Raw genomic sequence first — 368 nt, 5'->3', positions numbered from 1 at the left:
CCATCTCCGGACGCGGTATACAGTGTTTTCTCCAGCCGGTTGGTGTCGTGAGAAATGACTGCGTTGGCCGCTGACAGGATATGACCGGTCGAGCGGAAGTTCTGCTCCAGGGCAATCATGCGTCCGGTCGGAAACTCCTTGAGAAAGCTTCGGATAATCCGGACATTGGCCCCACGCCAGCCGTAAATCGACTGCGCATCGTCGCCGACAACGAAGAGCTCGTTGTGGTCTTTGGACAGGCATTTCAGCCAGAGAAACTGGAGCCGGTTAACGTCCTGGAACTCATCGGCCAGCACGCAGTCAAACCGGTCCGCCCAGTCCCGTCTGTAGCGTTCGTCGCGGAGCATGGTCACGGTAGGCCACAGCAG

Annotated in this window: 1 protein-coding gene; it reads right to left on the bottom strand. The window is 58.4% G+C overall.

What is annotated here, in order from left to right:
- A partial coding sequence (locus R5H23_RS16945) for a UvrD-helicase domain-containing protein (protein WP_317216139.1) occupies positions 1-368 on the bottom strand: 368 nt, incomplete at both ends.

Source organism: Gluconobacter sp. GP1 (assembly GCF_032913585.1).
Lineage (GTDB): Bacteria > Pseudomonadota > Alphaproteobacteria > Acetobacterales > Acetobacteraceae > Gluconobacter > Gluconobacter cerinus.
Note: the sequence above shows the minus strand (reverse complement) of the source record. Positions and strands in the feature narration are given on the sequence as shown.